This is a genomic window from Streptomyces durbertensis (assembly GCF_014156695.1).
Classification (GTDB): Bacteria; Actinomycetota; Actinomycetes; order Streptomycetales; family Streptomycetaceae; genus Streptomyces; species Streptomyces durbertensis.
The window spans coordinates 1-25,848 of sequence record NZ_WMLF01000019.1; the positions used below are offsets into that span (position 1 = coordinate 1).

At 71.5% G+C, this 25,848-nt stretch carries 20 protein-coding genes and 1 tRNA gene; 10 read left to right on the forward strand and 11 right to left on the reverse strand.

Annotated features, from left to right (window positions below; genetic code table 11):
• Together GL263_RS02425 and GL263_RS28140 are read right to left on the reverse strand one after the other, a co-directional pair.
• A partial coding sequence (locus tag GL263_RS02425) for a hypothetical protein (protein ID WP_182853862.1) occupies positions 1 to 1,424 on the reverse strand: 1,424 nt, incomplete at its 3' end.
• Between the two features lie 364 nt (positions 1,425 to 1,788).
• A complete protein-coding gene (locus GL263_RS28140) occupies positions 1,789 to 1,923 on the reverse strand; it encodes a DLW-39 family protein (protein ID WP_323369114.1) in 135 nt (44 codons plus the stop codon).
• A 326-nt stretch (positions 1,924 to 2,249) separates the two neighbouring features.
• Between GL263_RS28140 and GL263_RS02430 the strand changes: the two genes are divergently transcribed.
• A complete protein-coding gene (locus GL263_RS02430) occupies positions 2,250 to 5,165 on the forward strand; it encodes an SCO1167/SCO6262 family helicase (protein WP_438947904.1) in 2,916 nt (971 codons plus the stop codon).
• The gene (locus tag GL263_RS02435; RefSeq protein WP_182853863.1) at positions 5,165 to 6,538 is read left to right on the forward strand and encodes an SWIM zinc finger family protein; all 1,374 of its coding nucleotides are present in this window, start codon (positions 5,165 to 5,167) and stop codon (positions 6,536 to 6,538) included. The genes GL263_RS02430 and GL263_RS02435 overlap by 1 nt, the downstream gene beginning before the upstream one ends.
• Before the next feature lie 77 nt (positions 6,539 to 6,615).
• On the opposite strand, the gene GL263_RS02440 is transcribed toward GL263_RS02435, so the two are convergent.
• The 9 genes from GL263_RS02440 to dnaA all read right to left on the reverse strand — a co-directional run bounded on the left by GL263_RS02440 (position 6,616) and on the right by dnaA (position 19,324).
• A tRNA-Ile gene (locus tag GL263_RS02440) sits at positions 6,616 to 6,692 on the reverse strand.
• A 127-nt stretch (positions 6,693 to 6,819) separates the two neighbouring features.
• Positions 6,820 to 7,419, reverse strand: a complete 600-nt coding sequence (locus GL263_RS02445; protein ID WP_182853864.1) for a DUF3566 domain-containing protein — start codon at positions 7,417 to 7,419, stop codon at positions 6,820 to 6,822.
• A gap of 105 nt (positions 7,420 to 7,524) precedes the next feature.
• A complete protein-coding gene (gene gyrA / locus GL263_RS02450) occupies positions 7,525 to 10,152 on the reverse strand; it encodes a DNA gyrase subunit A (RefSeq protein ID WP_228456041.1) in 2,628 nt (875 codons plus the stop codon).
• A 40-nt stretch (positions 10,153 to 10,192) separates the two neighbouring features.
• Positions 10,193 to 12,262, reverse strand: coding sequence for a DNA topoisomerase (ATP-hydrolyzing) subunit B (gyrB, locus tag GL263_RS02455; RefSeq protein ID WP_182853865.1), 2,070 nt, complete (start codon positions 12,260 to 12,262; stop codon positions 10,193 to 10,195).
• A 288-nt stretch (positions 12,263 to 12,550) separates the two neighbouring features.
• Positions 12,551 to 13,099: a DciA family protein gene (locus GL263_RS02460; protein WP_182853866.1), complete on the reverse strand. Its 549-nt coding sequence runs from the start codon at positions 13,097 to 13,099 to the stop codon at positions 12,551 to 12,553.
• Complete coding sequence (gene recF, locus GL263_RS02465; RefSeq protein WP_182853867.1) at positions 13,096 to 14,229, reverse strand: DNA replication/repair protein RecF; 1,134 nt, start codon at positions 14,227 to 14,229, stop codon at positions 13,096 to 13,098. The genes GL263_RS02460 and recF overlap by 4 nt, the downstream gene beginning before the upstream one ends.
• 109 nt (positions 14,230 to 14,338) lie before the next feature.
• Positions 14,339 to 15,241 (reverse strand): phosphogluconate dehydrogenase (NAD(+)-dependent, decarboxylating), encoded by a 903-nt coding sequence (gene gnd / locus GL263_RS02470; protein ID WP_182853868.1) that lies wholly within the window; start codon positions 15,239 to 15,241, stop codon positions 14,339 to 14,341.
• A 113-nt stretch (positions 15,242 to 15,354) separates the two neighbouring features.
• The gene (dnaN, locus tag GL263_RS02475; RefSeq protein ID WP_182853869.1) at positions 15,355 to 16,485 is read right to left on the reverse strand and encodes a DNA polymerase III subunit beta; all 1,131 of its coding nucleotides are present in this window, start codon (positions 16,483 to 16,485) and stop codon (positions 15,355 to 15,357) included.
• 949 nt (positions 16,486 to 17,434) lie between these two features.
• Entirely contained in the window at positions 17,435 to 19,324 is a 1,890-nt protein-coding gene (gene dnaA, locus GL263_RS02480; RefSeq protein WP_182853870.1) for a chromosomal replication initiator protein DnaA, read from the reverse strand.
• A 423-nt stretch (positions 19,325 to 19,747) separates the two neighbouring features.
• Between dnaA and rpmH the strand changes: the two genes are divergently transcribed.
• The 8 genes from rpmH to GL263_RS02520 all read left to right on the forward strand — a co-directional run bounded on the left by rpmH (position 19,748) and on the right by GL263_RS02520 (position 25,780).
• Positions 19,748 to 19,885 carry a 50S ribosomal protein L34 gene (rpmH, locus tag GL263_RS02485; RefSeq protein WP_182853871.1) on the forward strand — a complete coding sequence of 46 codons (138 nt, stop codon included), beginning with the start codon at positions 19,748 to 19,750 and terminating at the stop codon, positions 19,883 to 19,885.
• Between the two features lie 25 nt (positions 19,886 to 19,910).
• Entirely contained in the window at positions 19,911 to 20,279 is a 369-nt protein-coding gene (rnpA, locus tag GL263_RS02490) for a ribonuclease P protein component (RefSeq protein ID WP_182853872.1), read from the forward strand.
• Entirely contained in the window at positions 20,276 to 20,563 is a 288-nt protein-coding gene (yidD, locus tag GL263_RS02495; protein ID WP_182853873.1) for a membrane protein insertion efficiency factor YidD, read from the forward strand. Before rnpA ends, yidD begins: the two co-directional genes overlap by 4 nt.
• A gap of 3 nt (positions 20,564 to 20,566) precedes the next feature.
• On the forward strand, positions 20,567 to 21,622 hold the full coding sequence (gene yidC, locus GL263_RS02500; RefSeq protein WP_182853874.1) for a membrane protein insertase YidC: 1,056 nt from the start codon (positions 20,567 to 20,569) through the stop codon (positions 21,620 to 21,622).
• A gap of 14 nt (positions 21,623 to 21,636) precedes the next feature.
• A complete protein-coding gene (locus tag GL263_RS02505) occupies positions 21,637 to 22,140 on the forward strand; it encodes a Jag family protein (protein WP_182853875.1) in 504 nt (167 codons plus the stop codon).
• The gene (gene rsmG, locus GL263_RS02510; protein WP_182853876.1) at positions 22,137 to 22,877 is read left to right on the forward strand and encodes a 16S rRNA (guanine(527)-N(7))-methyltransferase RsmG; all 741 of its coding nucleotides are present in this window, start codon (positions 22,137 to 22,139) and stop codon (positions 22,875 to 22,877) included. Before GL263_RS02505 ends, rsmG begins: the two co-directional genes overlap by 4 nt.
• A 91-nt stretch (positions 22,878 to 22,968) precedes the next feature.
• Positions 22,969 to 23,631, forward strand: coding sequence for a TetR/AcrR family transcriptional regulator (locus tag GL263_RS02515; protein ID WP_182853877.1), 663 nt, complete (start codon positions 22,969 to 22,971; stop codon positions 23,629 to 23,631).
• A gap of 40 nt (positions 23,632 to 23,671) precedes the next feature.
• Positions 23,672 to 25,780 carry a HelD family protein gene (locus GL263_RS02520; protein ID WP_182853878.1) on the forward strand — a complete coding sequence of 703 codons (2,109 nt, stop codon included), beginning with the start codon at positions 23,672 to 23,674 and terminating at the stop codon, positions 25,778 to 25,780.
• Positions 25,781 to 25,848: the final 68 nt, after the last annotated feature.

Sequence of the window (25,848 nt, forward strand, 5' to 3'; positions counted from 1 at the left end):
GGTGGGGTGGTGGCACGGCGGCGGGCGAGGAGGTGCCAGAGCAACAGGCCGAGGGCGAGCGCGGCGCCGGTGCCGATCGCGGCCCAGCCGAGCAGCGCCCGGGCCCCGCCGCGTTCCGTCGCTTCGGCTTCGGCGGGGGTGAGGCCCTTCTCCGCGGCCTCGCGGTCCCGGTCCGTGACGCCGAAGCCGCCGGCGGCCGCGTCGCCGTCGTACGCGGGGGCGGGTTGGGGTTCGCCGGCGAGGCGGACGCGCAGCGTGATGTCGGCGGACGCGGGGAAGTGGCGTTTCAGCGCGGGGTCGAGGGTGACGGCGACGGTGTACCAGCCGGCGACGCCGGCGTCCCGGACGTTGCCGCCCTCGTAGCGGTTCCCGTAGGCGACGAGGGGTGTGGAGAGGGTGGCGGCGGTCTGGTTGCCGTTGTAGGAGGTGAAGTTGCCCGCGACGAGGTCCGCGCCGGCCGGGTTGAACAGGTTGGCGCCGAGGGCGCGGCTCACGAAGCGCGAGCCGGAGGTGTCGCTGTCGTCCGCGCGTGGGGCGTTGGGGAGTTCGACGCTGGCGAAGAGCTGCTGCCCCCAGTCGACGGGGACGCGGTAGAAGCGGGTCTCGCCGGGCAGGAGCGAGTCCCGCCAGACGCCGTCGCCGACGGCCGGGGCGTTGCCGATGCCGGTTCCGCCGTCGACCTTCCTCGCCTCGCCGCCGGGCGGGGGCGGCGGTTCGGTGTCCTCGCCGGTGTCGGCGGGGGCGGCGGGTGTCTTGCCCTTGAGGCCGGGTTCGAGCAGGTAGCGGATCTCCAGCGGCCAGTCGGCGGGGTCGGAGGTCGGCTCGTCCTTCCTGGTGACCTTGAACAGGTAGGGGCCGGCCTTCTGGCAGTTGGTGTCGTCGCCGCCGATGCGGCGGGCGGCGTGGTCGCCGACGGGGTAGGCGGCGCCGTCGCCGCGGAAGGCGGCGTCGCCGTTGCTCCGGCAGTTCCGGCCGTCGGTGGTGGAGAGTTCCATTCTCAGTCCGTCGCCGAATCCGCCGACCTTGGTGCCGGGCTCGGGGTGGGCGAGGGCGGCGAGGTAGGCGGTGGAGCTGTCGTCGAGTTCGACGGCGTAGTACTTCTCCTCGCCGCGGCCGATGGTGTCCCGGTACCAGCCGGGGGTGTCGAGCCGGGGCGCGTCGGCGCTGCTGGCGGTGCCGGTGACGGGTTTCGCGGAGGAGGCGGCCTCGTAGGCGGCGGGGCGCTTGTCCGCGTCGGTGGCGTGGGCGGTGCCGGGGACGGTCGCGGAGGCGAGCGCGGTGCCGAGGGCGAGGGTGAGCGCCGTGGCGCGGCCCGCGCGAAGGGCGGGGAGGCGGCGGGCCCCGCCTCGGTCGCGGCCGGGCGGCGCGGGTCGGTCGCGGCCGACGTGTGCGGTGGCTGGTCGTGTGTTGACCGAGTCGGCCATCTGCCGCCCCTCCCGGTGCTGTTGGGCCTCTGTTGTGCCTGCGGGCCGTCCGTCGTGCGCCGCCGGACTCATCGGTTTCTGCGGTCACCGGTCCGGCGTTCCCGCCGGTAACCGTGTTTTCGGCCTGCTTCTCCCCGGCCCGTCCGTGTCACGCGCGGCCTCTCCCCCGCGGCCGGTCGGCCCGGTGGGCCGCTCCGCGCGGTGACGGTGATCCGTGCCGACCTCGCGGACGACCGTACGAGTTTGCTGACGCACACCTCAAGGGGTGGGCCGTCACGTTCCGGCAACAGGACGTGGACACGGCGAAGCCCCGGGGAGTCGGACTCCGGCCGGGGCTTCACACAAACGCTGGGGGTGTCGCGGCTCACGCACCCGGGCCCGCGGGCACCGAGTCGGTGGCCTCCGTCCACAGGTCCTGCTCGGCCCGGTCCGCCTGGATCTGGCGGTACACGAGGAGCCCACCGATGGCGGCCAGCGCGACCAGGAGAAACTTCTTCACGGCGCTACCTCGTCCTTCTGGAAGACGTCAAAACCATACTGGCGCCCGATGATACCCAACATGTGCGTGCACGCCCCGGGCCGCACCGCGCCGCGTCGAACCGCCTCCGGGCGGCGCACATCCGCCCTGCCGGGCCAGGTGTTTGCACTGGTGTCCGACCGTGGTGGCGGGGCCTCGTCCGTACTGCCGCCACCGGTTACGTCATACGGCGCGTGAACGGAACACGGGGCCGGCGCTGGGCGTTGTCAGAGCCCGCGGGCCCGACAATGACCGGAAACCGACACCGCCCGAGGCCGGCAGCCGGACGGAGAGGAAGCCAGAGGGACATGGCAGTGATGACGGGGCCGGAGGTCGACGACCTCACGCGGTGCGCGGTGCTCTTCGAGGCGGCCGACCCGCCCCGCACCGGCACGGTGGTCTTCTGGGACCCCGACGGCGGCCCGCCACCGCGACACGAAGGACACGCCGGCGAGGCGGGCAGGACGGCGGCCGGCCCCGTGGAGGCCGGCCCCGTGGAGACCGACACCGTGGAGACCGACACCGTGGAGGTCGTCGCCGTGGAGGGCGGGGTCCCCGTCACCCGGTCCGTGCCCGCCGTGCGGCTGTCGGTCGCCGACGCGCTGCCCGTGCTGGCGCGGGCGGCCAGGCCGGACACGGAGGCGCATCCGGCCGCCGCGTTCTGGGGCGGGGCGACCGCGATCGCCCTGCACCTCGCGGCGCGGGAGCGGCTGCTGCCGGGGGTGACGCCGGCCGGCTACGACTCCTGGCGGACCGGCCCGCTGGACCTGGACGACGTGGCGCGGATAAGGGAGCTGGCCGGTGCCGCGCCGCCCGAGGCGTACAACGTCCCGCTGCCGGGCACCGGTGGCGCGGCCGTGCGGCTGCCCGAACCGGAGGGCCTGGTGCGGGCGTTCCTGGACGCCGTCGCGGACACGCTGCCGCGCACCCCCGCCGCGCCCGCGGCGACCGGCCGCGCGGCGTTCGCCGCGGTCGAGCCGCAGCGCGTGCCCCAACTGCGCAGCTGGGCCGAGGAGGTCTCGGCCGGCCTCGACTCCGGTGTGCGGGTCTCCCTGCGGGTCGACCTCACGGCCGCCGTCCCCGGTGCGGACGAGGCGCCCGCCCTGCGCCTGGTGCCGCGCGCCCACAGCCTCGCCGACCCCACCCTCGCGCTCGACGCGGCTGAGCTGTTCGCGAGCGTCGACCACGCGCTCGGCCCGCGCGCCCAGGCCGACACGGTGCTCAGCCTCCGCCGCGCCGCGGACGTGTGGCCGCCGTTGGAGCGGCTGCTGCCGGTACCGGACGCCATGGCGCTGTCCGACCGGGACGTGACCGAGCTGCTGACCGGCGGCGCCGGCCGGCTGCGGGCGCACGGCATCGACGTGCTCTGGCCCGAGGACGTCCACCGTGCGCTGACCGCCCGCGCGGTCCTCGGCGCGGACCTCCCCGCGCCCGCCGACCCGCGGTCCTTCTTCCGCGGCGACGGCACCGTCCCGCTGCGCCGGGAGCTTGTCCTCGACGGTGAGCCGCTGACCGCGGAGGAGTCGGCGGCGGTCGCCACCGGCGGGCCCGTCGTACGGCTGCGGGGCGGCTGGGTGCTGGTCGACGCGGAGTCGGCCCGCCTGGCGCGCGACCGCGAGGCGGGCTCGCTGACCGCGATCGAGGCGCTGGCCGTCGCGCTGACCGGGTACGTGCGGATCGGTACCGAGCAGGTGCCGGTCGCGCCCACCGAGTGGCTCAGGGCGCTGCGGGCCCGCCTCGCCGACCCGGACGGCGGCGGCGAGCCCGTCCGCAGACCCGCCGCGCTCGACGCCACGTTGCGCGACTACCAGCTGCGCGGCCTGCGCTGGCTGGACCGGATGACGTCGCTCGGCCTCGGCGGCTGCCTCGCCGACGACATGGGCCTGGGCAAGACCGTCCAGCTCATCGCGCTGCACCTGCTGCGCCAGGAGCACACGGACGGCGGCGGCCCGACGCTTGTCGTCTGCCCCGCCTCGCTGATGGGCAACTGGCAGCGGGAGATCGGCAGGTTCGCGCCCGGCACGCCCGTGCGCCGCTTCCACGGCACCGGACGCACCCTCGAAGGCGCCGACGACGGCTTTGTCCTCACCACGTACGGGACGATGCGCCTCGACGCCGACCGGCTGGCCGAACACCGCTGGGGCATGGTCGTCGCCGACGAGGCCCAGCACGTCAAGAACGCGCGCTCGGGGACGGCGAGGGCACTGCGGCTGATCCCCGCCGACGCGAGGATCGCGCTGACCGGTACGCCGGTCGAGAACAGTCTCTCCGAGCTGTGGGCGATCCTCGACTGGACGACGCCCGGACTGCTCGGCGGGTACGGCGAGTTCCGCCGCCGCTGGATGGCGCCGCTCGACGCGGAACGCGCGGAGGCCGCCGAGCGCGGGGAGGCGGCGGGGGAGCGGCCCGCCGCGCGGCTCTTCGCCGGCCTCGTACGGCCCTTCCTGCTGCGCCGCCGCAAGTCCGACCCGGGCATCGCGCCCGAACTGCCGCCCAAGACCGAGACGGACCGCCCGGTCGCGCTCACCGCCGAGCAGTCGGCGCTCTACCGCGGCCAGGTGGAGGAGGTGATGGACCGGATCCGGGACAGCGAGGGCATCAACCGCAGCGGGCTGGTCCTCAAGCTGCTCACCGGGCTGAAGCAGATCTGCAACCACCCCGCCCACTTCCTCAAGGAGGACGGAACGGCGCTCACCGGCCGCTCGGGCAAACTGGACCTGCTCGACGAACTCCTCGACACGATCATCACCGAGGACGGCGCCGCGCTGGTGTTCACCCAGTACGTGACGATGGCGCGGCTGCTGGAGCGGCATCTGCGGGAGCGCGGCGTCCCGGCCCAACTGCTGCACGGCGGAACGCCGGTGGCCAGGCGGGAGGAGCTGGTCCGGCGCTTCCAGAACGGCGAAGTGCCGGTGTTCCTGCTGTCGTTGAAGGCGGCCGGCACCGGACTCAACCTCACCCGCGCCGACCACGTCGTGCACTACGACCGCTGGTGGAACCCGGCGGTCGAGGCCCAGGCCACCGACCGCGCGTACCGCATCGGCCAGACCAGGCCCGTCCAGGTGCACCGGCTGATCGCGGAGGGCACGGTGGAGGACCGCATCGCCGCCCTGCTGGAGTCGAAGAAGGAACTGGCGGACGCGGTGCTCGGCACGGGCGAGCAGGCGCTGACGCGGCTGACCAACGACGAGCTGGCCAACCTCGTCGAGCTGAGGAGCATGTGATGGGCGGGGCACGGGACCGCGGGGCACAGGACCGAGGCGCACGGGACCGAGGCGCACGGGGCTACCCCGCGTTCGCCGTACGCCGCGGCGGACGCGCACGCGGGCAGTCGTTCTGGGCCAGGGCCTGGGCCGACGCCGTGGAGGACACCTGGAGCGAGGAGGAGCCGCTGAAGAAGGGGCGGGCCTTCGCCCGCACCGGACGGATCGGCCCGATCGCGGTCGCCCCCGGCCGGGTCTCGGCGGAGGTCCACGGCGGCGACACCGCCCACACCACCGTGCTCACCCTGCGGGAGCTGGACGACCGGCAGTGGGAACTCCTCTGGGAGAAGGCCGCCGACCGGCCCGCCGTGGCGGAGGCGCTGCTGGCGGGCGAACTGCCCGAGGACCTGCTGGAGTCGGCGGAGGACGCCCGGCTGCGGCTGCTGCCGGGCCACGGCGACCTGGAGGCGGACTGCGGCTGCGACACCCCGGACCACCCCTGCCCGCACACCACGGCGCTGTGCTACCAGCTGTCGTGGCTGCTGGACAAGGACCCGTCGCTGCTCCTGCTCCTCCGCGGCCGTGAACTCGACGAGGCCGCGGAGGAACTGAAGTCCGAACTGCTGCTGCGCGCGATGACGGACCACGCGTCGACCACCGCCGCCGCCGACGACGCCCACGACACCGCCGCCGACTCAGGCGACACCGGCGGCTCCGAGGAGCCCGGCGGCGCCCGGCCGCCGCGCCCCCGTCCGGTGGACACTTCCGCGCCGGGCCGGGACCCGGTGGCCGCGTGGGCCGCCGCGGGTGCGGCGGCCCGGCTGCCCGCCCCGCCGCCGCTGCCCCCCGCCCCGGCCACCGACGACGAGCCGGTCACCGGCATCGAGGCCGACCCGCTCGACCGGTTGGTCACCGACGCGGCCGTACGGGCGCGCGGCCTGCTGGCGTACGCCCTCGGGCTGGCGGCGGAGCCGGCCCGGCCGCTCGACCTGTGGCGGGACACGGTACGCATCGCGGCCACCCACCCGGACCCGAGGGTTCCGGCGCGGCTGCGCGAGAGCTGCGGCAGGCCGCCGGAGGAGCTGGACCGCGCGGCCGCCGCCTGGCGCACCGGCGGGGCGGCCGGGCTGGAGGTGCTGGAGCGGACCTGGTCGCCGTCCGCGCAGGAGACCGTCCGCGCGCGGGCGGCGCTCGCGGCGGGCCTGGAGGCGGACGAGGCGTCCGGGCTCGACGTGCGCGACAACCACTGGACCCTCCCCGAGCGGGGGCTCCAGCTCCGCCTCGGCCGCGACGGCCGCTGGTACCCGTCCCGCCGCGAGGCGGACACATGGTGGCCGGCGGGCCCTCCGCACGGCGACCCCTCGGACGCCCTGATGGAGCTGGTCGAGGGCTGAGTGTCCGGCTGCCGCCGGTTGGTGTCGGCCGTGGATGTCAAAGACCCCCGACCGGTCCCGGTCGGGGGTCTTTTTGCTGGTGGGGCTAACAGGACTTGAACCTGTGGCCTCTTCCTTATCAGGGAAGCGCTCTAACCGTCTGAGCTATAGCCCCGCGCTGCACGGAAAGATTAGCGCACTTCAGGCCAGGTCCCAAATCGCCTTTCGCCCGGCCCGAGGGCGCCGTCCGACCGGCCCGGAAGGGCCTGCCGGGCCGGCTCGGAAGCCGGCCCGGCGGGGTCTCACTCGTCCTCGGCGAGCGTCAGCTCGACACCGCCGACAAAGCCGGCGGAGAGGTTGTAGATGAACGCGCCGAGGGTGGCCAGGGCGGTCGCCAGGACGACGTCGATGACGGCGATCAGCCCGGTGAAGGTGAGCACGCGCGGCAGCGACAGGAAGGTCTCCAGGTCGAAGCCGCCGCCGTCGGCGGACTCCGTCGCCTCGCCGAGTATCGCCCCGATGGAGGAGAAGACGCCCATCGCGTCCATGACCATCCACAGGACGGCGACGGCCACGAGCGTGCAGATGCCGAGCGCGATGGACAGCAGGAAGCTGACCTTCATCACCGACCACGGGTCGACCTTCGCCACCCGCAGCCGCGCCTTGCGGACCCGGGGGACCGTGCGGGCGCCGGTGCGGGGCCGGCGGACGCCGCCCTGGAGGACGTCGCCCTGGACGTCGCCGCCGTCCGCGTCGGCGGTCGGGGGCCCGGCGGGCGCGCCCGCCGGGGTGCCGGCCGGCGGGGTGGTCTGCGGCGGCTGCGGGCCTTGTCCGCCGGGCGGGGCCGGGTAGGCCTGCGGCGGGTGGTGCGGCTGTGCCTGCGGTTGCTTGGCACCTGTCATGGTTGCTCCCCCACGGTGGGATCGGCACTGGTGGACGCCGAGCGGCGGAGGGAGCCGCCGGGGGTCGCGCCCCCGGCCGGCTCGTCACGTCTCCGGCTCACGCCCTCAGCCCTCGCTGTCCGTGCTGTCCGTGCTGTCCGTGGCTGTGTTCGCGGTGGTGTCCTGGTCCGGGGTGTCCGCACCGGGCTCCGCCGCATCGACGGCCTCGACTTCCTCGGCCTCTCGGCCCGCCTCGGCGTTGCGGGCGATACCGACGACGGCGTCCCGCTTGCCCAGGTTGATCAACTGGACACCCATCGTGTCACGACCGGTCTCCCGCACCTCGTTGACCCGCGTGCGGATCACTCCGCCGCCGAGTGTGATCGCCAGGATCTCATCGGTCTCCTCGACGACCAGGGCGCCGACGAGCGAGCCCCGGTCCTCGACGATCTTGGCGGCCTTGATGCCCAGGCCGCCGCGGCCCTGGACGCGGTACTCGTCGACGTTGGTGCGCTTGGCGTAGCCGCCGTCGGTGGCGGTGAACACGTAGGTGTTCGGCCGGACGACGTTCATCGACAGCAGCTCGTCGCCCTCGCGGAAGCTCATGCCCTTCACGCCCGAGGTGGCCCGGCCCATGGGCCGCAGCGCCTCGTCGGTCGCGGTGAAGCGGATCGACTGGGCCTTCTTGCTGATGAGCAGCAGGTCGTCCTCGGCGGAGACGAGTTCGGCGCCGATCAGCTCGTCGTCGGCACCGTCGTCCGTCTGGCGGAGGTTGATGGCGATGACACCGCCGGAGCGCGGCGAGTCGTAGTCCTTGAGCGGCGTCTTCTTCACCAGGCCGGACTTCGTGGCCAGCACCAGGTAGGGCATGGCCTCGTAGTCGCGGATGGCGAGGATCTCGGCGATCTGCTCGTCCGGCTGGAACGCGAGCAGGTTCGCCACGTGCTGGCCGCGCGCGTCCCGACCGGCGTCGGGAAGCTCGTACGCCTTGGCGCGGTAGACGCGGCCCTTGTTGGTGAAGAACAGCAGCCAGTGGTGCGTGGTGGAGACGAAGAAGTGGTCGACGATGTCGTCCTCCTTCAGCTTCGTTCCGCGCACCCCCTTCCCGCCGCGCTTCTGGGCCCGGTAGTCGTCGGTCTTGGTGCGCTTGACGTAGCCGCCGCGGGAGATCGTGACGACGATGTCCTCCTCGGCGATCAGGTCCTCGATGGACATGTCGCCCTCGAAGGGCACCAGCTGGGTGCGGCGGTCGTCGCCGAACCGCTCGACGAGCGCGGCCAGTTCCTCGCTGATGATGCCGCGCTGCCGCACGGGGGAGGCGAGGATCTTGTTGTACTCGGTGATCTTCGCCTGGAGTTCGTCGTGCTCGGCGGTGATCTTCTGGCGCTCCAGCGCGGCGAGGCGCCGCAGCTGCATCTCCAGGATCGCGTTCGCCTGGATCTCGTCGATCTCCAGCAGGCCCATCAGGCCCGACCGCGCCACGTCGACGGTGTCGCTCCGCCGGATCAGCGCGATGACCTCGTCGATCGCGTCGAGCGCCTTCAGCAGACCGCGCAGGATGTGGGCGCGCTCCTCGGCCTTCCGCAGCCGGAAGCGGGTGCGCCGCACGATGACGTCGACCTGGTGGGCGACCCAGTTGCGGATGAAGGCGTCCAGCGACAGCGTGCGCGGCACGCCGTCCACCAGGGCCAGCATGTTCGCGCCGAAGTTCGTCTGCAGGTCGGTGTGCTTGTAGAGGTTGTTCAGCACGACCTTGGCGACGGCGTCCCGCTTGAGGACGATCACCAGCCGCTGGCCGGTGCGCGAGCTGGTCTCGTCGCGCACGTCGGCGATGCCGGCGATGCGGCCGTCCTTGACCAGGTCGGCGATCTTCAACGCCAGGTTGTCCGGGTTGACCTGGTACGGCAGTTCGGTGACCACCAGGCACTGGCGGCCCTGGATCTCCTCGACCTCCACCACGGCCCGCATGGTGATCGAGCCGCGCCCGGTGCGGTACGCCTCCTCGATTCCCTTGCGGCCCACGACCAGGGCGCCGGTGGGGAAGTCCGGGCCCTTGATGCGGGCGAGCAGCGCCTCCAGCAGCTCGTCGTTGGACGCCTCGGGGTTCTCCAGGTACCACTGGGCGCCGGCGGCGACCTCGCGCAGATTGTGCGGCGGGATGTTCGTCGCCATGCCGACGGCGATGCCCGCGGAGCCGTTGACCAGCAGGTTCGGGAAGCGGGACGGGAGGACCGTCGGCTCCTGGTTGCGGCCGTCGTAGTTGTCCTGGAAGTCGACGGTGTCCTCGTCGATGTCCCGGAGCATCTCCATGGCCAGCGGCGCCATCTTGCACTCGGTGTACCGCATGGCCGCCGCCGGGTCGTTGCCCGGCGAGCCGAAGTTGCCGTTGGAGTCCACCAGCGGCATCCGCATCGACCAGTGCTGCGCCAGGCGGACCAGCGCGTCGTAGATCGAGGAGTCGCCGTGCGGGTGGTAGGTGCCCATCACGTCGCCGACGACGCGGGCGCACTTGTAGAAGCCCTTCTCGGGCCGGTACCCGCCGTCGTACATCGCGTACAGCACCCGGCGGTGCACCGGCTTGAGGCCGTCCCGCACGTCCGGCAGCGCACGCGAGACGATGACGCTCATCGCGTAGTCGAGGTACGAGCGCTGCATCTCCGTCTCGAGCGTCACCGGCTCGATCCGCATGCCGGCGCCCTGGGCCGGGTCCGGGGCGTCGACGGCCTCGGAGGCGGGGGTGTTCTGGTCGGCCATAGTGTTCGAAGTCCCTTTCTGGATGCGGCGGTGGGCCGACTCAGATGTCGAGGAAGCGGACGTCCTTGGCGTTGCGCTGGATGAAGGAGCGCCGCGACTCCACGTCCTCGCCCATCAGGATGGAGAACAGGTCGTCCGCCGCCGCCGCGTCGTCGATGGTCACCTGCCGCAGCACCCGGTGCTCGGCGTCCATCGTCGTGATGCGCAGCTCCTCGGCGTTCATCTCGCCCAGACCCTTGAACCGCTGCACCGAGTCGTCCCTGGTGCGCTTGCCGCTCTCCCGGCCGAGGCGCAGCAGCTGGTCGCGCTCCCGGTCGGAGTAGGCGTACTCGAAGTCGTCCCGGCCCCACTTGATCTTGTACAGCGGCGGCTGCGACAGGAAGACGTGCCCGGCCTCCACCAGCGGCCGCATGAAGCGGAACAGCAGCGTCAGCAGCAGGGTGTTGATGTGCTGGCCGTCGACGTCCGCGTCCGCCATCAGAATGATCTTGTGGTAGCGGAGCTTCTCGATGTCGAAGTCCTCGTGGATACCGGTGCCGAACGCCGAGATCAGCGCCTGGACCTCGGTGTTCTGCAGGACCTTGTCGATCCGCGCCTTCTCCACGTTGAGGATCTTGCCCCGGATCGGCAGGATCGCCTGGTACTGCGGGTCGCGGCCGGACTTCGCCGAACCACCGGCGGAGTCACCCTCGACGATGAAGATCTCGCACTTCGTCGCGTCGTTCGACTGGCAGTCCGACAGCTTGCCCGGCAGCGACGCCGTCTCCAACAGGCCCTTCCGGCGGGTCAGGTCCCGCGCCTTGCGGGCCGCGACCCGGGCCGTCGCCGCCTGGATGCCCTTGCGGATGATGTCCGCGGCCTCCACCGGGTTCCGGTCCAGCCAGTCGGCCAGGTGCTCGTGGACGACCTTCTGCACGAAGGTCTTCGCCTCCGTGTTGCCCAGCTTCGTCTTCGTCTGGCCCTCGAACTGCGGCTCGCCCAGCTTGATCGAGATGATCGCCGTCAGACCCTCGCGGATGTCCTCACCGGTGAGGTTGTCGTCCTTCTCCCGCAGCAGCTTCTTGTCCCGCGCGTAGCGGTTCACCAGGCCGGTCAGCGCCGCCCGGAAACCCTCCTCGTGGGTACCGCCCTCGTGGGTGTGGATCGTGTTCGCGTAGCTGTACACACCCTCGCTGTACTGGGTGTTCCACTGCATCGCGATCTCGACGGAGAGCATCCGCTCCTTGTCCTCCGCCTCGACGTCGATGATCGAGGGATGGACCGGCTCCCCCTTGCGGGAGTTGAGATGACGCACGAAGTCGGAGAGGCCGCCCTCGTAGTGGTACGTCACCGTGCGGGCCTGGTCCTCGTCGGCGGAGCTCGCGGTGTCCGCGCCCGAGGTCTGCTTGGCCGCGTCCCGCTCGTCCGTCAGCGAGATCGTCAGCCCCTTGTTCAGGAACGCCATCTCCTGGAAACGCCGGGACAGCGTCTCGAACGAGTAGTGAGTCGTCTCGAAGATGTCGGCGTCGGCCCAGAAGGTGACCGAGGTGCCCGTCTCGTCCGTCGTCTCGTTGCGGGCGAGCGGCGCCGTCGGCACGCCGAGCTTGTAGTCCTGCGTCCAGCGGTGGCCGTCCCGCTTGACCTCGACGGACACCCGCGTCGACAGGGCGTTCACCACGGACACGCCCACGCCGTGCAGACCGCCGGAGACGGCGTAGCCGCCACCGCCGAACTTGCCGCCCGCGTGGAGGACCGTCAGCACGACCTCCACGGCCGGCTTGCCCTCCGACGGCACGATGTCGACCGGGATGCCACGGCCGTTGTCCACGACCCGCACACCGCCGTCGGCCATCAACGTCACGTCGATGGTGTCCGCGTGGCCCGCCAGCGCCTCGTCGACGGAGTTGTCCACGACCTCCTGTACCAGGTGGTGCAGGCCGCGCTCACCCGTCGACCCGATGTACATGCCGGGCCGCTTGCGGACCGCGTCGAGGCCCTCGAGCACGGTGATCGCGCTGGCGTCGTACGACGACTCCCCCAGTGGAGCGGAAGAGCCGTCGTCGGCGGTGGACGGAAGATTCTCGTTGGGGTTGCCGGAATCGGCCACGAAGCGCCCTTTCTGGCACAGCACAAGCAGCTCCCGTCACTCGGGAGCGGCTGCGTCGTTCGACTAGGTCCGCACAAGGCAGGTAGCCGCCAGTCTACCGGTACCGCCGGGGTGAATGGGGGTTTGCAGGCGCCTGAGTCCGCATGTGGCGCCCTGAACCGCCGGTTGCCGACTCCCTATATGCGGCCCGGACCTCTGGGACGCTCACAGGGGCGCTCAGCGCTTCGCCCTGTCAACCTCCGATTACCGTGAGCGGGGTCACCCCGGACCCTCCCGCACCACCCTTCCCGGACGTCCCCGGGACCCGCCCGTTCACCACCGGCGCTGAGGTCTTCCGGGGCTGCCGGGGCCGCCGCGTCCGCGGCCGCTTCCGGGCGCCAGCACCTCGATCGCCAGGACCGTGCCGTTCCCCAGCTCCTCGTTCAGCCGCCGCACCAGCACCGGCGCCAGCCGCCGCAGCTCCGTCGCCCACGCCGCCGTGTCGCAGCGCACGCGCAGCACCCGGGACTCCTCGTCGTAGCCCGCCGGCTGCCAGTGCTCGGCGTTCTTACCGCCCACGATCTCCGGCCAGCGCCCGGCCACCCCGCCGACCGCCATCGGCATCTCCCAGCCGCGCTCGGTCTTGAGCCGCTCGATCGCCGCCCCCAGCGGCAGCGGGTCACGGCCGTCCCGGCGCGCCCCCGACCGGGGACCGCCACCGCGCCGCACCTGCTCACGCTGCCGGCTCAACTCGCCGCGCTCCCGCGCCCGTTCCTTCGCCGCGAACAACGCCACCCGGGCCAGGTCCAGGCCCGTGGACTCCGGCACGCCCGGTCCCGTGGGGCCGCTGTTCTCCGCGGGGCCACCCGTCACGCCCGTCACGCCCGCCTCACCTCGCCGTCCGACACCTCGAACCGGGTACCCGTCAACGCCGCCGGCACGTCCTCCGACACCGCCGCCGTCACCAGCACCTGCTCACCCGGCTCCACCAACTCCGCCAACCGCTCCCGCCGCCGCGCGTCCAGCTCGGCGAACACGTCGTCCAGCACCAGCACCGGCTCCGCCCCGGCGCCCTCCGCGCGCAGCAGGTCGTAGGAGGCCAGCCGCAGCGCCAACGCGTACGACCAGGACTCGCCGTGACTCGCGTACCCCTTCGCCGGGAAGTCCCCCAGGTTCAGCAGCAGATCGTCCCGGTGCGGGCCGACCAGCGTCACCCCGCGCTCGATCTCCTGCCGCCGCGCCTGGCCCAGCAGCCCGGCGAGCCGCTCCGCCAGCTCCTCCCGGCCGGCCGGCGCCAACTCCGACTCCCCCAGCCCCCGGTACCCGAGCCGCACCGGGCCGCCGCCCGGCGCCAGCGCCTCGTATGCCTTGTCCACCAGCGGCGTCAGCACCGCCACCAGGTCCAGGCGCTGCGCAAGCAGCTCCGCCCCGACCCGCGACAGATGCTGGTCCCAGACGTCCAACGTCGACAGGTCCGTCGAACGGCCGCCGTGCCGCCGCGCCATCGCCGCCGACTTCAGCAGCGTGTTCCGCTGCTTGAGCACCCGCTCGTAGTCCGCCCGCACCCCGGCCATCCGGGGCGAACGCGCCGTGACCAGCTCGTCCAGGAAACGCCGGCGCTCCCCCGGATCGCCCTTCACCAGGCTCAGGTCCTCCGGCGCGAACAGCACCGAGCGCACGATGCCCAGCACGTCCCGGGGCCGCACCTGGGAGGAGCGGTTGATCCGCGCCCGGTTCGCCCGGCCCGGGTTCAGCTCCAACTCGACGAGCTGCTGGCGCTCGCCCTCCCGCACGGCCGCCCGCACCACCGCGCGGTCCGCCCCCCGCCGCACCAGCGGCGCGTCCGAGGAGACCCGGTGGCTGGCCAGGTTCGCCAGATAGCCGACCGCCTCGACCAGGTTCGTCTTGCCCTGGCCGTTCGGCCCCACAAAGGCCGTCACTCCCGGATTCAACTCCACCTCGGCCCGGGAGTACGAGCGGAAGTCGGCGAGGGACAGATGCGTCAGATGCATGGCGTGCGCGTCGTCCTCCCGCGCCCCGCGGGGCGCCTCACCACCGGTCGGCCGCCTCGGCGGCCGACCGACTACTTCCCGCTCTCGCGGCTCGTTCCGACTCGCGCCGCTACTTGCGGCTCTCGACCGCGTGCCCGCCGAACTGGTTGCGCAGCGCGGCGATCATCTTCATCTGCGGCGAGTCCTCCTGGCGGGACGCGAACCGGGCGAACAGCGAGGCCGTGATCGCCGGCAGCGGCACCGCGTTGTCGATCGCCGCCTCCACCGTCCAGCGTCCCTCACCCGAGTCCTGCGCGAAGCCGCGCAGCCCGTCCAGGTGCTCGTCGTCGTCCAGCGCCCGCACGGCCAGGTCCAGCAGCCACGAGCGGATGACCGTGCCCTCCTGCCAGGAGCGGAAGACCTCCCGGACGTCCGTGACGGAGTCCACGGCCTCCAGCAGCTCCCAGCCCTCGGCGAAGGCCTGCATCATCGCGTACTCGATGCCGTTGTGGACCATCTTCGCGAAGTGCCCGGCGCCCACCTTGCCGGCGTGCACCGCGCCGAACTCGCCCTCCGGCTTGAGCGCGTCGAAGACCGGCTGGACCTTCGCCACGTTCTCGGCGTCGCCGCCGTACATCAGCGCGTAGCCGTTCTCCAGGCCCCACACGCCGCCGGAGACGCCGCAGTCCACAAAGCCGATGCCGCGCGCCGCCAGCTCCTCGGCGTGCTTCTCGTCGTCCGTCCAGCGGGAGTTCCCGCCGTCCACCACGACGTCGCCCGGGGACAGCAGCTCGGCCAGCTCGTCGATGGTCGACTGGGTCGCGGCGCCGGCCGGGACCATCACCCACACCACACGCGGCCCGCTCAGCGTGTCCACAAGCTCCTTCAGGCTGTGGACATCGGCGAGGTCCGGGTTGCGGTCGTATCCGACGACGGTGTGGCCTGCGCGGCGGATGCGCTCGCGCATGTTGCCGCCCATCCTGCCGAGACCGATGAGACCGAGCTCCATCAGCGGGCCTTTCCTGGTGATCATGGCGTGCCTGACCTGGGCGCGCCTGGTGGTGCCTGACGGGACGAGCCTACGCCCGCCCCGCCGCGCACATCCGTGGGCTCAACCGCTCATCGGTGAGGGCCGCCCGGAGCCGCTCAGCCGCTCAGCCGCACCGGCATGATCAGGTACTTGTAGGCGTTGTCCGCCTCCGCGTCGACCGCCGGCTTGCCGCCGAGCAGCGCCGGCTTCGTGGACGTCGTGAACGACAGCTGCGCGACGGGGGAGTCGATCGCGCTGAGGCCCTCCAGCAGGAAGCCGGGGTTGAAGGCGATCGAGATGTCGTCGCCGTCCAGCTTCGCGTCCACCCGCTCCACAGCCTGTGCGTCGTCCGACGAGCCGGCCTCCAGGATCAGCACGCCCTGCTCGAAGCTCAGCCGCACCGGGGTGTTCCGCTCGGCGACCAGCGCCACACGCTTCACGGCCTCCACGAACGGCGCCGTCTCGATCACCGCGACCGAGTTGAACTCGGTGGGGAACAGCGTCCGGTACTTCGGGAGGTCGCCCTCCAGCAGCCGCGTGGTCGTACGGCGGCCGGCGCCCTCGAAGCCGATCAGGCCCTCGCCGGCACCGGAGCCGGACAGCGCGAGCGAGACGTGCTCACCGCCGCTGAGCGACTTCGCCGTGTCCAGCAGCGTCTTCGCCGGCACCAGGGCCACCGCGGAGACGTCCGGGGACTCCGGCTTCCACAGGAACTCGCGGACCGCGAAGCGGTAGCGGTCGGTGGAGGCCAGGGTGACCGTGTCGCCCTCGATCTCGATGCGCACACCCGTCAGCACCGGCAGCGTGTCGTCGCGCCCGGCGGCGATGGCCACCTGGCTGACGGCGGCCGCGAACACCTCGCCCGGGACCGTGCCCGTGGCGGTCGGCATCTCCGGCAGCGCCGGGTACTCCTCCACAGGGAGCGTGTGCAGCGTGAACCGCGACGATCCACAGACCACCGTCACCCGTACACCGTCTGTGGAGATCTCCACCGGCCGGTTCGGCAGCGCCCGGCTGATGTCGGCGAGCAGCTTGCCGGAGACGAGGACCGTGCCCTCCTCCTCGACGTCCGCCTCGATCGACACCCGCGCCGAGACCTCGTAGTCGAAGCCGGAGAGGCTCAGCACGCCTTCCTCCGCCTTCAGCAGCAGCCCCGCGAGCACCGGCACCGGCGGCCGGGCGGGGAGGCTCTTGGCGGCCCACGCCACCGCCTCCGCCAGGACGTCACGCTCTACCCGGATCTTCACCTTCAGCCGCCTCCTGCTGTTGCTGGTTGCCGGTACCAGTCTGACGCACGCCGCTGACACCCGTTGCTGCTCGGGGTCAAATCGACGAATCGCGGTCCGGCGGCCTTGGCGGCGAGTTGTGCACAGCCCCTGCTTCGAAACGACTCGCGAGCTCTCTCTACTTGGTCTTAGTAGTAGGGCCTGTGGAAACGGTGGATAACTCCGTGTTCCCAGGTCAGAGCCGAGATTTTATCCACTGCCCCTGTGGGTGGAGCAGTGGATGAACAGGGGGTGGCTGTGGACGGAGTGAAGTTGTGCACAGCCCGTACACAGGCAGGGGTGAGTTGCCCACAGGTCTGTCCCCAGTTTTACCCAGGTTCTCAACAGGCCAACCCGGCAACTTTGTGTGACGCGGTTCACTCGAAGGGGGTGTTTGGTCCTTCGCCTTGCCGAACAGTGGACAGCGCTGTGGAGAACCTGTGGGTAAGTGCCCGATCCCTGTGGGTGAGCAGTGGACAACGACGGACGGCAGTTGACGGCCCCTCAGCTGTCCACACCCTGTGGAAAACGCGTGTCCACATCTCCACAGGCGGGTGACCTGCGTCGACGGTATCCCAGCAGGCCAGCCTGTGGAGGGAGTCGGGATAACTCCGGAGTCCCCAGGGTGTGGACGGCCCCCCGGGGCGTTACCTGTGGAAAACAGGGTGACGTACCTGTGGATTCGAACAGCGCGAGGCCGCCGTCCCCAGCCGGGGAATCGCTGTGGACGGCGTCACGGCCGCGGAAAGCGGCCGTGCGGAAGGCGCGAGGAGACGCTGTGAGGGCGCGGCGAGGCGCTACGAGTGGCGCTGCGAAGAGGTGCGGCGGCGGGGCATACGCGTCGGCGGCGGGGCATACGCGTCGTCGCGTGTGGCGTACGTGACGCGCTGACGGGCCGGACGCGCGGGACAGGCCCCGGCGGCCCGCCCGCTCAGCCGTTCTTGATGCGGTTGGTGAGCTCGGTCACCTGGTTGTAGATCGACCGGCGCTCGGCCATCAGCGCCCGGATCTTCCGGTCCGCGTGCATCACCGTCGTGTGGTCGCGGCCGCCGAACTGGCCGCCGATCTTCGGCAGCGACAGGTCCGTCAGCTCACGGCACAGGTACATCGCGATCTGCCGCGCGGTGACCAGCACCCGGCTGCGTGAGGAACCGCACAGATCGTCCACCGTGAGGCCGAAGTAGTCCGCGGTGGCCGCCATGATCGCCGGCGCGGTGATCTCCGGCGAGGCGTCCTCACCACCCGGGATGAGGTCCTTCAGGACGGTCTCGGTGAGCCCGAGGTCCACCGGCGAGCGGTTGAGGTTCGCGTAGGCGGTCACCCGGATCAGGGCACCCTCCAGCTCCCGGATGTTGCGGGAGATCCGGGACGCGATGAACTCCAGCACCTCCGGCGGGGCGTTCAGCTGCTCCTGGACGGCCTTCTTGCGCAGGATCGCGATGCGCGTCTCCAGCTCGGGCGGCTGGACGTCGGTGATCAGTCCCCACTCGAAGCGGTTGCGGAGACGGTCCTCCAGGGTGATCAGCTGCTTGGGCGGCCGGTCGCTGGAGAGCACGATCTGCTTGTTGGCGTTGTGGAGCGTGTTGAACGTGTGGAAGAACTCCTCCTGCGTCGACTCCTTGCTCGCGAGGAACTGGATGTCGTCGACCAGCAGGATGTCCATGTCCCGGTAGCGCTTGCGGAACGCGTCCGCCTTGCCGTCCCGGATCGAGTTGATGAACTCGTTGGTGAACTCCTCGGAGCTCACGTACCGCACCCGGGTGCCGGGGTAGAGGCTCCGCGCGTAGTGCCCGATGGCGTGCAGCAGGTGCGTCTTGCCGAGGCCGGACTCGCCGTAGATGAACAGCGGGTTGTACGCCTTGGCCGGGGCCTCCGCCACGGCGACGGCGGCCGCGTGCGCGAACCGGTTCGAGGCGCCGATCACAAAGGTGTCGAAGAGGTACTTCGGGTTGAGGCGCGCGGTCGGCTCGCCCGGCCCGGTGGCCGGCGCCGGCTGGGCCGCGAGCGGTCCGGGAGCGCCGCTGGGCGCCGAGGGCTGCTCGTCGTAGCGGCCCGCACCGGTGGGACGCGGGTCGTATCCGCCCGCGCCGCCCGATCCGCTGCCGGGCAGCGTGGGCTGGGAGGCGCCGGAGTGCCCGGCGCCGCCGCCACCGCGTCCGGGGCGGCCGCCGTCGTACGCCTCGTAGCCGCCGTTGTTGTCGTAGCCGGGTGTGTCGTACGCGCTCTCGTAGCCGTCGAGCGTGCCGTACGAGCCGTTGTCGTAGCCGCCGGGGGACGGCGTCTGCGGCGGGTACGGGTCCCGGTCCCGGTCCCGCTGCGCCCCCCAGGAACCGCTCTCCTCGCGTCGCGGCCAGCCCCCGCCCTGGTCGTGCCGGGGCTCGTGGCGCGACTGGTCGTGGCGGGGGTGGTCGCGCCGAGGCTGAGGGGCGTGCGGGTACTCCGGGTACGCGGGGCGCGCGGTCGGCAGCTCGTGCTGCGGTTCGTCGTAGCCCGCGCGGTCCTCGGAAGGATGCTGGCTGCGCGGCTCGGGGATCGGCGCCGCCGGGGCCGGCGTCGGGTCGGTGACGGTGATCGCCAGCCGGATCTGCTGCTGGCACTCCCGGCTGAGGGTGTCGGTGATCAGCGGCGCGAGCCGCCCCTCCAGGACACCCTTGGCGTACTCGTTGGGAACGCCGAGCAGTGCGGTGCCCGAGACGAGCACAAGAGGCTGGCAGTCGCGGAGCCAGCGCTGGTCCTTGGGTTCGACTCCCTGCGACTCGTCGAGGAGTTGTTCCAGCACGCGCGGCCACACTGCGGCAAGATCAGCAGGCAGGTCGGCCACAGCGCACGCTCTCTCACTCGGACACTTCTGGATAAAAAGTGGTGTTGGGGATGGCAGGGAGGAATCGGTCCCCGTCACGGTAGTCCGCCGCGCGGCGGCGCCTCAAGTTGTTGTCCACAGGGTGTGGGTAAATGTGTCACGCCCCACCGGTTCCGCGTGTCACCGGGGCCGCCGCGAGTCGCCGGGCGGCCCGGGTTTGGCCGGCCGAGGGTCCCGGTTTGACCGGATGGCGCCGCCGCGCGTACCGTGTCGAGGTCGAGTTGTCGATGGCTGCTGCCGCCTGCCTCCGATGGGCAAAGATCCACAGGGATCGGGAAGCGGTGCACTCGGGCGTTGCGAGCTACTCGTGGGCGCACGGTGACAGCCAGTCGGCGCCCCACATCCGTCTCACACGAGACGACAAGTCATTACTGGAGCCCCCGAGTGAGCAAGCGCACCTTCCAGCCGAACAACCGCCGCCGCGCGAAGACCCACGGCTTCCGGCTGCGCATGCGGACCCGCGCCGGTCGCGCGATTCTCGCGAACCGCCGCAGCAAGGGTCGCGCCCGCCTGTCGGCCTGATCAGCCTTGACCGCTGGTCCATGACGTGCTGCCCACCGAGAACCGGCTGAGGCGGCGAGAGGACTTCGCGGCCGCCGTACGGCGAGGACGAAGGGCCGGACGGCCCCTGCTCGTCGTACATCTACGCAGCGGAACGGACCCGCACGCGCTCGGGGAGGATGCTCCCCCGGCACGTGCGGGTTTCGTCGTGAGCAAGGCAACGGGAAACGCGGTGGTCCGTAACCGTGTGAAGCGGCGCCTTCGCCATCTGGTACGCGACCGGCTCTCCGCGCTGCCCCCAGGTAGCCTGGTGGTGGTGCGGGCGCTGCCCGGCGCGGGCGAGGCCGACCACAGAGAGCTGGCCCGGGATCTCGACGCCGCGTTGCAGCGGCTGCTTGGAGGGCCGCCGTCGTGAAGTATCCGCTGCTCTGGTTGATCAAGTTGTACCAGTGGACCATCAGCCCGCTGCTGGGCCCGGTCTGCCGGTACTACCCGTCGTGTTCGCACTACGGCTATCAGGCGATCGACCGGCACGGAGCGGTGAAGGGGACGGCACTGACAGCCTGGCGCATCCTGCGCTGCAACCCGTGGTCGCCGGGTGGCGTCGACCACGTACCCGCCCGGAAGCACCCGGTCTGGCACCAGCGACTGCGTCACCGCTGGCAGCATCGGACCCACTCCAACGCCCAAGGAGCCTGATTCGTGGACACGATCCTCGATCCCCTCTACCAGGTAGTTTCCTGGATCATCGTCTTCTTCCACTCGCTGCTCAGCCACGTCTTCGACGAGGACAGCGGCTGGGCGTGGGGTCTGTCCATCGTGTTCCTGGTGGTCGTGATCCGGATCGCGCTGATCCCGCTCTTCGTGAAGCAGATCAAGGCGACCAGGAACATGCAGGCGCTCCAGCCGCGGATGAAGGCGATCCAGGAGCGTTACAAGAGCGACAAGCAGCGCCAGTCCGAAGAGATGATGAAGCTGTACAAGGAGACGGGTACCAACCCGCTCTCCAGCTGCCTCCCCATCCTGCTGCAGTCGCCGTTCTTCATCGCGCTCTTCCAGGTGCTCAACAAGATCTCCCAGAACAAGCCGGTCGGCGTGCTCGACCAGGCGCAGGTCGAGAGCGCCCGTAACGCCGACATCTTCGGCGCGCCGATCGCCGCGAAGTTCATGGACAGCGCCGACACCATCGCCGCCCTCCAGGCTTCCCTGACGGACGTCCGGGTTGTCACGGTCATCATGATCGTCCTGATGTCGCTGTCGCAGTTCTACACGCAGCGCCAGCTGATGACCAAGAACGTCGACCTCACGGTCAAGACGCCGTTCATGCAGCAGCAGAAGATGCTGATGTACATCTTCCCGGTGATCTTCGCCGTCTTCGGCATCAACTTCCCCGTCGGCGTCCTGGTCTACTGGCTCACCACCAACGTGTGGACGCTCGGCCAGCAGATGTACATCATCAAGCGCAACCCGACGCCGGGCTCCCTCGCCTTCAAGGCGCGCCAGGAGAAGCTGCGGGCTAAGGGCAAGCTGAAGGAGGACCCGGCCGAGGTCGAGGCCCGGGAGGCCGTCGAGCGCGCCCGTGCGGCCCGCACCCAGCCGAAGCGTCAGCCCAAGGCGAAGCGCCAGGCCCCCGCCGCCAAGCAGCCCGGCGGTAAGCAGCCCGCGCAGCCGGGCGGCTCCAAGCCGGAGTCCTCGCCGCAGGCCAAGCGCCAGCAGCCGGGGAAGAAGAAGTCGCAATCCGCCAAGAGCAAGAAGTGAGCAAAGGAGCATCGGTGACCGACACCACCGAGGCCGCTGAAGGCACCGACACCCTGACCCGCCTCGAGCAGGAAGGCGAGATCGCGGCCGACTACCTGGAGGGTCTGCTCGACATCGCGGACCTCGACGGGGACATCGACATGGACGTCGAGGGCGAGCGGGCCTCCGTCTCGATCATCAGCGACGCCGGCACCCGCGACCTCCAGAAGCTGGTAGGCCGGGAGGGCGAGGTCCTGGAGGCGCTTCAGGAGCTGACCCGTCTCGCCGTCCACCGCGAGACCGGCGACCGCAGCCGCCTCATGCTCGACATCGCCGGCTTCCGGGCGCGCAAGCGCGAGGAACTGAGCGAGCTGGGCGCCCAGGCGGCCAAGGACGCCAAGGAAGGCGGCGAGCCGGTGAAGCTCAAGCCCATGACGCCCTTCGAGCGGAAGGTCGTGCACGACGCCGTCGCGGCGGCCGGACTCCGGAGTGAGTCCGAGGGCGAGGAGCCGAACCGCTGCGTGGTCGTCCTGCCGTGACCGGCGACGGTGAGGCGCCGGCGCGGCAGGAGGTGCCACCCGCGCCCGAGATCGCACGCGAGGTCTTCGGCGACTACTTCCCGGCGTCCCTGAGATACGCGGAACTGCTCGCCGAGGCCGGCGTCCGACGCGGCCTCATCGGCCCGCGCGAGGTCCCACGGCTGTGGGGACGGCACCTGCTGAACTGCGCCGTCCTCTCCGAGGTCGTGCCCGAGGGCGTGACGGTGTGCGACGTGGGATCCGGCGCGGGCCTGCCCGGCATCCCGCTGGCGCTCGCCCGGCCCGACCTGCGCATCACCCTCCTCGAACCGCTGCTGCGCCGGACGACCTTCCTCCAGGAGGTCGTGGAACTGCTCGGCCTGGACCACGTGACCGTGGTGCGCGGCCGCGCCGAGGAGGTGCTGGGCACGCTGCCGCCGGTGCACGTGGTGACGGCCCGCGCGGTGGCGCCGCTCGACCGCCTCGCCGGCTGGGGCGTGCCGCTGCTCCGCCCCTACGGCGAGATGCTCGCCCTCAAGGGCGACACCGCCGAGGAGGAGCTGAAGGCCGCCAAGTCGGCGCTGCAGAAGCTCGGCGTGGTGGAGACGTCCGTCCTCCAGGTCGGCCACGACGTGGTCGACCCGCCGTCCACGGTCGTACGGGCCGAGGTCGGCGAGAGCCCCGGCGGCGTCCGCTTCGCCGCCAAGCGCGCCAAGGCGGCCCGCGCCACCCGAGCCACCCGCCGCCGCAACCGCTGACACGCGGCTCCTTACCCCGCGACGCCCGGAACCGAAGGCACCGAGCCCACCGGTTCCGGGCGTCGCCTCGTTTGTGCGTAGGCTCCTCGGCATGGGCGAGACGGGCGGGCTGCGTGAGCGCAAGAAGCGGCAGATGTACCAGAGGCTGTCGGACGCGGCGATCGACCTCTTCCTGCGGAACGGCTTCGACCAGGTGACGGTCGCGGACGTCGCCGCCGCCGTCGACGTCTCCAAGCCGACGCTCTTCCGCTACTTCCCCACCAAGGAGGACCTGGTGCTGCACCGGCTCTCCGACCACGAGGGGGAGGCCGGCCGTGTGGTGGCGGCCCGCCCTCCGGGATGTCCTCCGCTGGAGGCGTTGCGACGTCACTTTCTGGAGGGGCTCGAAAGGCGGGATCCCGTGACGGGGCTGAACGACGAGCAGGCTGTGCTCGCCTTCCACCGGCTCCTGTACGCGACTCCGACGCTTGTGGCGCGTCTGTACGCGCACCGGGAACAAGACGAGGTCGCGCTCGCCGAGGCGTTTGGCGCCGGAGCTGCGGACGTCTCGGCGCGGCTGGCAGCCGGGCAGGTCGTCGCGGTCCAGCGCATCCTCGCGCAGGAGAACTGGTCGCGGATCACGGCGGGGCGTTCGGCGGACGCCGTGTATCCAGAGGCCGTGGCGCTGGCCCGTTCCGCCTTCGCCCAGCTTGAAGCGGGGCTGCCGCACCTTGCGCGAGACGGTCAGGGCGGCCGGCCCGGAAAGAAAAATTAACCTAGTTACAAAAGATACTCGGTTGCGTTAGCGTGGGTTCATGCCACCACGCTCCCCCGCCACGCCCGAGGACCCGCTCAGCAGGGAACGCACGTACCACGAACGCTGTCGCGCCGCCGTCGTCTCGATGATCAGAACCGCCGAGCAACAGGTGCGGCTCGGCGCTGACACCGCCGCCTCCGGAGCCGACGCGGAAGTGCTCGGCTACCGACTACGCAGCCACGCGAAGGAACTCAGCGAACTGCCCGACGGGCCGTTGTTCTTCGGCGCACTGACGTTCGCCGCCGACGACCCGGCGGCAGGGGAACACTCCGGGCAGCACTACCACCTGGGCCGGATGCGCATCACCCCGGGACCGGCCGAGCAGCCCCTGGTGGTTGACTGGCGGGCTCCAGTCGCGCGGGCCTTCTACCAGGCCGGTGCGGACGACCCGCAGGGCGTCACTGTCCGACGCCGCTTCGGCTGGGCACCCGGCAGCCGCGGCGAAGCTGCCGACCTGACCGGGCTGGAGGACGAACACCTCGGTCGGGGCGGGCAGCTTGGACAGGTCAGACAGGCCCGGCGGCCGAACGGCGGTCTCCTCGCCGCCGAGATCGAACGGCCTCGGGCGGGTCCCATGCGTGACATCGTGGCGACCATTCAGCCCGAGCAGGACGTGCTCGTGCGCGCGGAACTCTCCGAATCCCTCTGCGTTCAGGGCGCCCCCGGAACCGGGAAGACAGCGGTGGGTCTGCATCGCGCTGCCTACCTGCTCTACAGCGAGCCGCGGCGCGTCCAGCGCGGCGGCATGCTGATTCTCGGCCCCAACCGGGGCTTTCTCCGGTACATCTCCCAGGTACTGCCCGCACTCGGTGAGACGGGCGTACGGCAGAGCACCCTGGACGACGAGATCTCACGCCACCAGGTCAGCCGTGAAGACGCCGTGGGCACCGCCGTCCTCAAGCACGACATCCGGATGGCGGGAGTACTGCGTCGCGCGCTGTACTCACGGGTGCGGCCGGACAGAGCGCGCGACCTTGTTCTCCCGGACGGTGCCACCCGTCGACGGTTGCCCGCCGAGGACGTGGAGCGGGTCGTCCGGGAGGTGAGAGCCGAGGAAGTCACCTACGGCGTGGGGCGTCAGCGTGTACGTGAGCGCCTGGTCCGTGCGGTTCAGCGGGAGGCGGAGCGCCGTGGTGGTCCTCGAAGCGGTGCCTGGCTTCAGCGGGTGTCCCGCGCACGACCCGTTGCCGCTGTGCTCAACGCCGTATGGCCTGTGGCGAGCCCCGAGGAGGTGCTGTGCGAACTGCTCACCTCGGCGGACCTCCTGGCAGCCGCCGCCGGTGACGCCCTGCTCGCCGACGAGCAGAGAGCCCTGCTCCGGCCTGACGGAAGTCGCGGGCGCCGGCCCGGGGACTGGTCTTCTGCGGATCTGGTCCTGCTGGACGAACTGGAGGGACTGATCAACCGACCTGCCGGCTACGGACACATCGTGATCGACGAGGCGCAGGATCTTTCCCCCATGCAGTGCCGTGCCATCGCCCGCCGCTCGACCACCGGATCGCTCACCGTTCTGGGCGACCTCGCGCAGGCGACGGTGCCCTGGGCGGCTTCCGACTGGGGTCGACTGCTCGCTCACCTGGGTAAGCCCGACGCGACGTACTCACCGCTGAGCGAAGGCTTCCGTGTTCCGGGAGCCGTCGCGGAGGTCGCAAACCGGCTGCTCGTCGGGCTGGATGTTGATCTGCCGCCGATCCGCTCACTCCGCAGCGACGGTGAGATGAGCGTCCACCCGGTTGCCGACCTGACTGCAGCGGCGGTCGCGACCGCGCACACCGCGTTGGGTCATGCCGGCTCGGTCGGTGTGATCACCGCGGACCATCAGGCCGACTTGATACGGAGGGCCTTGGGACGCGCCGGACTGCGACCCGGGAGCCCGGAAACGCCGGAGGCGCGGCTGACGGTTGTGCCGGCGTCGAAGAGCAAGGGCCTGGAGTACGACACTGTTGTCCTGGTCGAGCCCGCCGCGCTTGTACGTGCGGAACCCCGTGGGCTGAACCTGCTCTATGTGGCGGTGACCCGTGCGGTGTCCCGGCTCCACGTCCTTCACAGCGAAGCGCTGCCGGCGGCTTTCCTGGGTGTTCACGGGGACTCGGCGGGGGCCTCATGAGGTGACCGCTGGGCTGTTTGGGGTGGGGGGTTGCTCCATATAAACGTCAAAGCTGCGCATTTCGGAGT